Below are 9,321 nucleotides of genomic sequence, written 5' to 3'. Positions count from 1 at the left end.
ATTCAAAGTCAGGCTCATCAATCAGTATTTCAAGAAGTCTTTCCCATATTCGCTTGTCGCGCCAACGGATGAATCTCTGATGCACAGTTCCCCATCTCCCGTATTCAGGAGGCAGGTCGCGCCACGGGGCTCCAGTGCGCAATATCCAAAAAACGGCGTTAATAAACAAACGGTTGTCTTTTGCTATTCCACCCCATTGCCCGCTTTGTCCGGGCAGGTGGGGTTCCAGGAGAGCCCAAGCTTCATCGGATAAGTCGTGTCGCCGCTGTACGTTTTTCATGGAAGCACCCTCCGCATATGGTGCTCTCTTATAACCAAAAACTCGTGTAGACACAACCTAGGGGGAGGGGGCGTGGGGGAGGGACCCTTTTACAAAAGGGTCCCTCCCCCACAAAGTATTCCCCAATAACAGCATCCTAAAAAAACAGCCATGTGAGCAGCAGAAAAAGGGGCAGCAGCACGCAGCCGGACCAGAGCATATAGCCGAAAAAGCCTGGCATACGCACGCCCTGGTTTTCGGCTATGGCCCGCACCATAAAGTTGGGGGCATTGCCGATATAGGTATTGGCTCCCATAAACACGGCCCCCGCCGATATGGCGGCAAGGGTGGCGGGGGCGTCGCGCATGAGTGTTTGGGCATCGCCTCCGGCGGTGTTAAAAAAGACCACGTAGGTGGGCGCATTGTCCAAAAAGCTTGAGAGCACGCCCGTGAGCCAGAAGTACATGGCGTTGTCGGGTTGGCCGTTGCTGGAAACAAGCTGAATGAGGCCCGCGAGCGCGCCGTCTGTTCCGGCTTTCAGAATGGCTATGGCCGGAATCATGCTTACAAAGATGCCCAGAAAAAGTTTGGCGACCTCTTCAATGGGCGCCCAGGAAAATCCGTTGGCTTTTCGGCTGGCAGGGTCGGTAAGCCGCAGCGACAGCCAGGCCAGGGCCAGCAACGCAAGGTCGCGCGCAATATTTTGTCCTTCAAGGGGCACGCCGTATATCTCTGTCGCCGTGCCAAGGCGGAACAGGCCAGACAGCAGCACCGCCAGAATAATTCCAGCCAGAAGCAGCAGGTTGACCTTGCCCTCAAGCCCCAGTTTTTCGGTAGCGCCCTCCTGCGAACACGCGGGAAGGGGCTTGCCTTCTCTGGTAAACAGTACGGTATCAAGCGCAAGGTAGATGAGCAGCAGGACGGTGGAAAGCAGAACGGTTTTCAGAAAAAGGTTGGTGGTTGTCCAAAAAAAGCTGACCCCTTTCAGAAATCCCAGAAACAGCGGCGGGTCGCCCAGGGGCGTCAGTGAGCCGCCGATATTGGCCACAAGAAAAATGAAGAACACAACGCTGTGCACCTTGTAGCGGCGGTGGGCGTTGGCGCGCAGCAGCGGGCGTATGAGCAGCATGGCCGCCCCTGTGGTGCCCATCCAGCTGGCAAGGACTGTGCCCACGGCCAGAATCCCGGCGTTGACCAGGGGCGTGCCTGTGAGCGACCCCGTAAGGCGCACGCCGCCAGCCACCGTGAAAAGAGAAAACAGCAGAATGATGAATGGGATGTAATCAAGAATAATGATGTGCACAAGCTCGTACAAGGCCACGGAGGGGCCGAACGCGAAGGCGCAGGGCAGCAGAAAGGCCAGCCCCCAGAATACGGAAATTTTGCCGAAATGCCGCTCCCAGAAGTGCGGGGCGGCAAGGGGCATGACGGCTATGGACAGCAGCATGCACGCAAAGGGGATGGTCCAGAGGGCATCCAGCCCGATGCCCGGCAGCGTGGGATGCCCTTGGGCGGCCAGTGCGGCGGTGGGCAGGCAGAAGGGCAGCCATAGCGCGAAAAGTAGTGCTCGAATATGCATCATGAGACTCCAGCGTGTATCCAGAAGGCATGAGAGTCCAGTAATATATATTGAATACGCCATGGAGACAATGAGCTTGCCTGGAGCAGTTTTTTTTGAGAAATAACAAGGCCTGAACAGAACAGCAAAGGAAGACCTCATGCCCAAGGAACCCACGGAAAGACGCAAGGCCCGCCTGCTTGAAGTGCTGAGCCACCGCCAGCCCGACCTTACTCTGGTACTGGCGAATATTCATGATCCGCACAATGTGTCGGCCATCTATCGCTCGTGCGACGCCTTTGGCGTCAGCCGGGTGAATCTGTATTACACAAATACCCCTTTTCCCGTGCTTGGGCGCAAGACCTCGGCTTCGGCCCGCAAATGGGTGGAGAGCGTACGCCATAAAGACAGCGAAGCGCTTATGACGAGCTTGCACGGGCAGGGCATGCAGGTGCTTGCCACATCCTGTTCGCCCACGGCCAGACCCATGAGGGAATGGGATTTCACCCGTCCCACGGCGGTGATTATGGGCAACGAACACAGCGGCGTTGAAGAGGGTCTGCTCAAATTGGCTGACGGCGAGCTCTATATCCCCATGTATGGCATGATTCAGAGCTTCAACGTCTCGGTGGCGGCGGCCATCATTCTGTCCGAAGCCGCCCGCCAGCGCGAGGCGGCGAGAATGTACGGCGCGCCACGCATGGATGCGGCCTCTTTGGAGGCCAAGATGGAAGAATGGCTGGAAAAGTAGGAAAAGCAGGAAGGCAGGACGCGACCGCGCATGCTTCCAGTAGGGCTGAGCGCTTTTGCGAACAGGCTTTTGCAAACAGGCATTCGCAACGGGTATGCGCGCCCGTAACGGCGTCTGACGGCGGCGGATAACCAGTTACGCTGCAGCGCCGTCGCGGATAACCAACGCTTGGCCCGCGCGTGCCCGCGCGCATAGCCAGAGCCTATGCCGTAGGCGCCAGCACGCAGAGCCAGGCCGCACGCCCTTAACGGCAAGCGCCCGCGCCCACAGTCCCAGCGCGATATTGTTTTGAAGCTACTCTGGCGTCCGTCCTCCGAGGAAATCCCCTTTCCGGAGGACGGCGCTTTTTGTCGCGGGCCACGCCCTTATGCGTCCGGAAACTCGGCCACGATGCGGCAGGGCAGGCCGGTGGCATCCTCAAGCCGCAGGGGAAACGTCCTGACCATAAAGGCTGTTGCGCCTGCGGTTTCGCACAGGGCTTCAAGATTGTACACGTTCTCCACCACAAACGCGCCGGCTTCCGCACAAAGGAGGTCGGCTTTCTTGTGCTCCTCCGACTGGCGCACTCCGACGCAGTCCACGCCAATCAGGGCGACCTTTTTTTGCAGCAGCGTTTCCAGCAGATTCCACGAAAGCCGCACGGGAGCATGGATGTAGTCCCTGCTGGCGTAGGCATGTTCCTCCAGCACGCCGGTGCGCAGAAAAACGAATTCACCGGCCCGGATGGCGTCCACGGGCAGGTCGCCCGGTTCAATGTCGCGTCCGCGTATATGGCGCACGTCAAAAGCACGGCCTGAACGTGCAAAGTATTCCTGAGGCCAGGGCTTGCCCATAAGGTCAAGGTGGGTTCCCACATGGCCGAAAAGCTCCAGCGCGGGATGGGGCCGCGTGCTGGTGGCGGCGGCCAGGTCGTCAAACATTTTTTTGGTCAATGGAAGGCTCAGGTCAATATACATGCTACCCTCAAGGGTTAAATTGTTTCCTAAGAAACAATTTAAGAATACTTTGCTTCCCAGTCAACAAAAAAATGGTACACTGCTCATAGAAAAAACTTGGGTGGCCTGTCATGTCAGAAAAAGAGCAGTTGAAGTCGCGCGTTATCGGCGGCATTTTGGGGCTTTCACAGCGTATGGAAGAGGTTAACGGCCTGTTTGACAAGGTCGGGAACAGCCTTGGCGGCGAGGGGCTTGCGGGGCTGATCCTGACCGAGATGCATTTTCTTGCGCTTATTGCCGAAGAGGGGCCGCTCAACGGCGTCACCGCCGCCAGAAAGCTGGGCATGACGCGCGGCGGGGTTTCCAAGATGGCGGCGAGGCTGCAGGTGGGCGGCTTTGTGGAGCCGCGCAAGGTTCCCGGCGACAAAAAAAGCCTGCTCTATGAACTGACGGCCAAGGGGCAGCGCGCGGCGGACTTGCACCGCATGCTGCACAGTCTGGCTGAAGACCTGCTGTGGGAACGGCTCAAGGCCAGCCCTCAGGAAGATCTGGAGCATTTTGCACGTATGCTGGCGTATGCGGCTGAAGCGTTGGGCGAGGCCAACAGGCAGGTGCGGATCAATGCCACGGCCCTGCTGGCGGCTGGCACTGTGCAGGGCCACAGAAACTGAGTGGTTCGTGGAAAAGGATTTTTCGCGCCTGCAGGCAGGGCTCGGGCCCTGTTTGAGCCCAGCCCGGCTTGCGTCCGGCACGATTCGCACCCGACACTATTCGCGCCCGGCACAAGCTTATGGCTGCCCGGCTTGCGCCCGGCCCTGCTGCGGTCAGTATGGCTTGCGCCAGTGGTTGTGAAGAGCGCGAGATCTGGATTGTCGCCCTCAGGGTGACGGCTGTGGAGCGCGACGCGTAACGTGGCGTCAGAGACCATCAACGGAGCCAGGGGGCGTGGGGGGAAAGTATGGGGGCCGCGTTACGCAGTCAGGTTTATGCGCTGTTGACGGTTATGCTGTGGTCAACGGCCTATGTGTTCACCAAGCTGGCCCTGGAATTCTTTTCACCGGGCGCGCTGGGGCTGCTGCGTTGCGGCGTGGCTACGCTGACCTTTGGCTGCGTGGTCGCTCTGGGGCGCATCCCCGCGCCGCGCCTCAGGGATTTGCCGCTGTTTATCCTTTCGGGGCTGTGCGGTTTTACGCTGTATATGCTGGCCTTCAACCTGGGTTCGGTCACACTGAACCCCACCACCAACTGCATCGTCATTTCCACAACGCCCATCATCACCGCCGTACTGGCCCGCCTGGCTTTTGGAGAAAAGCTGCGGGCCCTGCGCTGGTGCGCCCTGGCCCTGGCTTTTGGCGGCGTCGTGGTCATGAATGGCGGGGGGCAGTCCTTTGTGGTGGCTCCGGGCATTGCCTGGGTGCTGCTGGCCGCGCTGCTGGTAAGCCTGTACAACATTCTGCAACGCGGGCTTTCACGAAAGTACGGCGCGCTCCAGATTACGGCATGGAGCTTTTTTACCGGCACGGCGCTCTTGCTGTATTTTTTGCCCGATGCGCTGGATCAGGTTCGGGTCGCGCCTGCCCGCGCGCTCTTGCTGCTCTGCTTTCTGGGCGTTTTTCCAAGCGCCGCGGCCTATCTGTGCTGGGGCAAGGCATTGTCATTAGCTCCACGCACAAGCCTTGTGACCAACTACATGTTCCTGACGTCGTTTCTGGCGCTGTTGCTGGAATATGTGGTGACAGGAGGCCTGCCGGGACTGTCCACCTTTGTGGGCGGCGGCATTATCCTGGCCTCGCTGCTGCTGTTCACGCTGGCAGGAGGGGCAAAAGGCGGGCCGGGCGGGGCAACAAGCGCCGCCGACGGCGTGAAATGCACGGCTTTGCGCCCCTGATGCCTACTGCGCGTCGTTGACCGGCTGCACGTACTTTTCAAAGCGCTTGCCGTTCCATTGGTAGCCGATGTCATAGGCCACAGGCACGTGGGCCATGCCGGTGCTGGTCCAGAACAGGGGCTGCGCGCGCAGTCCGCCAAGGCCCAGACATATCATGACAGTGGCCTGCACGTCCGGCGGCAGCTTCTGATCTTTGCCCAAGAATTCCTCAACAGCGGGTTCCGGCGGCGTGTCCACGGGAACCAGACGGCCGGAGGCGTCCATCCGCCACAGTTCCACCGTGCAGACCGAACCGCCCAGAGTGCCTATGGCCGCGTCCACCGACGAGTCGTTGGTGTGCCGGAAAAGGCGCAGGGCTACCGCAATGTCATGAAAGGGCAGATTGGCGAAAACCATGATGTCTTCAGTTTCGCCCGCTATTTCCCAAAAATCGGACTGCCCGTTGGCCAGCAGCTTTTGTTTTTCGGCGGGACTCAGACCTTCAGGGGTATTTTCAAAAATGCTCTCAGGCAGGCTTGTAAAAAATTCCCGCGCGTTGCGTTCGGGCGCGGCCGCCACGGCAGGCGCGTGCTGTAAGGCCAGAGCGGAAACGACAACAAGAGCCAGGGCAAGAAAGAGCGTGCGTGCGCAGTAGTAAACCATAGTATGTGCTCCCTGTCGCAGGACGGTTTGATGGGCCTGCGTTTCGTAAAAAAATTTATACCGCCTTTACGATTTTTTGTCCACGCAGAGCTGAGAACAGTTCTCAACTTTTGTTTCAGCATCAAAATCGCGCCATTGGCGCAGTCTTCACTGGTACAGGGTGGCTCAATGGGGTCGGGCCATCTTGCCAACCGGGCCCAGCACGCTTACATATGCCCACATGAACACCAGCACCAAAAAACCTTGCATCCATATTGAAAAGGCCCGGCAACACAACCTCAAAGACATCAGTCTGGACATACCGCGCGATGAGCTGGTGGTCATTTGCGGGCCTTCCGGGTCCGGCAAGTCCACGCTGGCTTTTGACATTGTCTATGCCGAAGGTCAGCGCCGCTACGTGGAATCTCTTTCTGCCTACGCGCGTCAGTTTCTGCCCCAGATGGACAAGCCTGACGTGGAAAAGATCGAAGGGCTTTCCCCGGCCATCTCGCTTGAGCAGCAGAGCGTCTCGCGCAACCCGCGTTCCACGGTGGGCACGGTGACGGAAATTTACGACTTTTTACGCGTGTTTTTCGCCCGGCTTGGCCGCATGTACTGCCCCCAGTGCGGACGCCCCATTGAGGCGCGCGCTGCGGACGAAATTATTTCAGACATTCTGGCCCTGCCTCAGGGCTCCAAATTTATGGTGCTGGCTCCACTGGTCGAGCTGCAAAAAGGCACGCATCAGGACAAGTTCAAAAAGCTCAAGGCCGAGGGTTTTGCCCGTGTGCGGGTCAACGGCGTTTTTTGCACCCTGGATGACGTGCCCACCCTGGATAAGAACAAAAAGCACAGCATTGATCTTGTGGTGGACCGCCTGGTGAACAAGGACGGCATCCGGGGTCGCCTGGCCGACTCGGTGGAACTGGCCCTGCGCTATGGCGAAGGCCGCCTTGTGGTGCATCTGCCTGACAAGGCGGCTGCGGGTGAAGAGGCCGATACCACGCACTCCACCTCCTCTGTCTGCACGCACTGCCGCATTTCCCTGCCAGCGCCGAGCCCGCAGCTTTTCTCCTTCAACGGGCCGCAGGGGGCCTGCCCGCGCTGCGTGGGCCTTGGCGGTGTGGACTACTTTGAGCCACGGCTCATTGCGCCCAATATGGGGCTTTCGCTGAATACTGGCGTGCTTCTGCCCTGGGCCACGGACAAGATGTTCAGCCGCTATGAAGGCGCGCTCAAGGCCCTTGGCAAGCGCTTCAAATTCACGTTGTCCACGCCGTTGGAAGAATTTTCTGAAGACGCCCTGGCCGCGCTTTTTTACGGCGAGGACGAAAAGGGCAGGCCCGCGCGTTCGTCGTTGGGGCTGCGCCGCAACTGGATGGGCGGCAACGTGGCCCTTGGGGCCGGGGGCGACTATCAGAGCGAGCACTTCACCGCCGCCAGAAGCACGGGCGACGTGAGCGTCAATGACAAGCGCTGGCCCGGCGTCATCCCCCTGCTGGAAAGCGGCATGCAGTACGGCGACGCCTGGCGCGAGGCCCTTTCGCGCTACCGTCAGACTATGGACTGCCCCGACTGCAAGGGCGCACGCCTCAACCCCAACGCGCTTTCAGTGCGCGTGGACGACCTCAATATCGCGGCCTTCTGCAATCTTTCGGTGGAGCGCGCCCTGGAATGGCTGGACAAGCGCGAATTTTCGGGCCGCCATGTGGTCATAGCCGAGCCGCTCATGAAGGAGTTGACGCACCGTCTGTCCTTCATGCGCAGCGTGGGGCTGGAATACCTGTCCCTTGGGCGGTCCATGTCCACCCTTTCCGGCGGCGAGGCCCAGCGCATCCGTCTGGCAAGCCAGCTTGGCTCCGGCCTTGTGGGCGTGACCTATGTTCTGGACGAGCCTTCCATCGGGCTGCACCCGCGCGACAATGAGCGGCTCCTGGGCACGCTGCGTTCGCTTCAGGCGCGGGGCAACACCGTGCTGGTGGTGGAACACGACGAGGCCACCATCTGCGAGGCCGATACTGTCATCGAGCTTGGCCCCGGTTCGGGCTCGCACGGCGGCGACATTATGTTTCAGGGCAGCGTTGACGACCTGCTTTCCAAGGCCAATACGCTTACGGCCCGCTATCTGCGCGGGGACGACACCATTGCCCTGCCGGACGCCCGGCGTGATCCGCAGGGCTGGCTTGTGCTGCATAATGTGACCACCAACAATCTGCGCAATGTGGAATGCCGCATCCCCCTTGGCGTGCTGACCTGCGTAACCGGGGTTTCCGGCTCCGGCAAAAGCTCGCTGGTGGTGGACACGCTGTATAAGCATCTGGCCCTGAACCTGGGTCTGCGTGTGGACCAGCCCGGCGCCATCGGCGGTCTGGCCTATGAAGACGGCGCTGCCCCCATCGAGCGCATCGTGGCCATTGACCAGACGCCCATCGGGCGTACCCCGCGCTCCAACCCGGCTACCTATACCAAGATATTCGACGAGATTCGCAATATCTTCGCCATGACGCAGGATGCCCGCAAACGCGGCTACAAGCCGGGTCGGTTCAGCTTTAACGTGCGCGGGGGCCGGTGTGAAGCCTGCGGCGGCGACGGGCAGATTCGGGTGGAAATGCATTTTCTGCCGGACGTTTACGTTACCTGCGACGTGTGCAAGGGCAAGCGCTACAACCACGAAACCCTTGAGGTGCGCTACAAGGGGCTGAACATCGCCGAGGTGCTCAACCTTACCGTGAGCCAGGCCAGAGACCTGTTTCAGAACTATCCGGCGCTGGAGCGCCGCCTTGCCGTGCTGGAAGAGGTCGGCCTGGAATACCTGCGGCTTGGGCAGCCCGCCACCACGCTTTCGGGCGGCGAGGCCCAGCGTATCAAGATCTCGCGCGAGCTGGGCAAACGCTCGCTGCCGGGCACCATGTATATTCTGGACGAACCCACCACCGGTCTGCACATGCACGAGGTGGGCAAGCTCATCAAGGTGCTGCACGCCCTGGTGGACAGGGGAGCCAGCGTGGTGGTCATTGAGCATAATACGGACATGATCCTCGCTTCCGACCATGTGCTGGATATGGGGCCGGGCGGCGGCGAAAACGGCGGCCTGATCGTTTCGGCCGGAACGCCGGAAGCCATTGTGGCCGACCCCAACTCCGTAACCGGGCAGTTTCTCATGCAGGAACGTCTGGACAGGATCAAGAGGCGCACCAGCTAGGCCCGTCACGTTGGAGGGTTTTGTGGGTGAGGGTGAAATGTTTTGTGGGGAGGGACCCTTTTGTAAAAGGGTCCCTCCCCCACGCCCCCAGCCCCTAAAATTTTTAT

8 protein-coding genes are annotated in these 9,321 nt (G+C 59.9%); 4 read left to right on the top strand and 4 right to left on the bottom strand.

The genetic code is table 11. From position 1 onward, the window contains the following. Positions 1–280: transposase (locus BCS36_RS07850; RefSeq protein ID WP_291302345.1), on the bottom strand; the 280-nt coding region annotated here is incomplete at its 3' end. A gap of 136 nt (positions 281–416) precedes the next feature. Beyond that, positions 417–1,838 (bottom strand): sodium:proton antiporter, encoded by a 1,422-nt coding sequence (locus BCS36_RS07845; protein WP_291302355.1) that lies wholly within the window; start codon positions 1,836–1,838, stop codon positions 417–419. Positions 1,839–1,977: 139 nt separating this feature from the next. Here BCS36_RS07845 and BCS36_RS07840 point away from each other — a divergent pair, with 139 nt between their 5' ends. After that, positions 1,978–2,568 (top strand): TrmH family RNA methyltransferase, encoded by a 591-nt coding sequence (locus BCS36_RS07840; protein WP_291302344.1) that lies wholly within the window; start codon positions 1,978–1,980, stop codon positions 2,566–2,568. A gap of 365 nt (positions 2,569–2,933) precedes the next feature. Here the strand turns inward: BCS36_RS07840 and BCS36_RS07835 are convergent, their stop codons facing one another. Then, positions 2,934–3,524: a cyclase family protein gene (locus BCS36_RS07835; RefSeq protein WP_291302343.1), complete on the bottom strand. Its 591-nt coding sequence runs from the start codon at positions 3,522–3,524 to the stop codon at positions 2,934–2,936. A 110-nt stretch (positions 3,525–3,634) separates the two neighbouring features. Between BCS36_RS07835 and BCS36_RS07830 the strand changes: the two genes are divergently transcribed. Next, complete coding sequence (locus tag BCS36_RS07830) at positions 3,635–4,174, top strand: MarR family transcriptional regulator (protein ID WP_291302342.1); 540 nt, start codon at positions 3,635–3,637, stop codon at positions 4,172–4,174. A gap of 287 nt (positions 4,175–4,461) precedes the next feature. Then, positions 4,462–5,391 (top strand): DMT family transporter, encoded by a 930-nt coding sequence (locus BCS36_RS07825; protein WP_291302341.1) that lies wholly within the window; start codon positions 4,462–4,464, stop codon positions 5,389–5,391. Between the two features lie 3 nt (positions 5,392–5,394). Here BCS36_RS07825 and BCS36_RS07820 read toward each other — a convergent pair whose 3' ends face one another. Beyond that, entirely contained in the window at positions 5,395–6,033 is a 639-nt protein-coding gene (locus BCS36_RS07820) for a hypothetical protein (RefSeq protein ID WP_291302340.1), read from the bottom strand. Between the two features lie 220 nt (positions 6,034–6,253). On the opposite strand from BCS36_RS07820, the gene uvrA reads away from it, so the two are divergent. Then, a complete protein-coding gene (gene uvrA, locus BCS36_RS07815) occupies positions 6,254–9,214 on the top strand; it encodes an excinuclease ABC subunit UvrA (protein WP_291302339.1) in 2,961 nt (986 codons plus the stop codon). Positions 9,215–9,321 lie beyond the last annotated feature (107 nt).

The organism is Desulfovibrio sp. MES5 (genome assembly GCF_002237645.1).
In the GTDB taxonomy this organism is placed as follows: Bacteria; Desulfobacterota; Desulfovibrionia; order Desulfovibrionales; family Desulfovibrionaceae; genus Desulfovibrio.
Note: the sequence above shows the minus strand (reverse complement) of the source record. Positions and strands in the feature narration are given on the sequence as shown.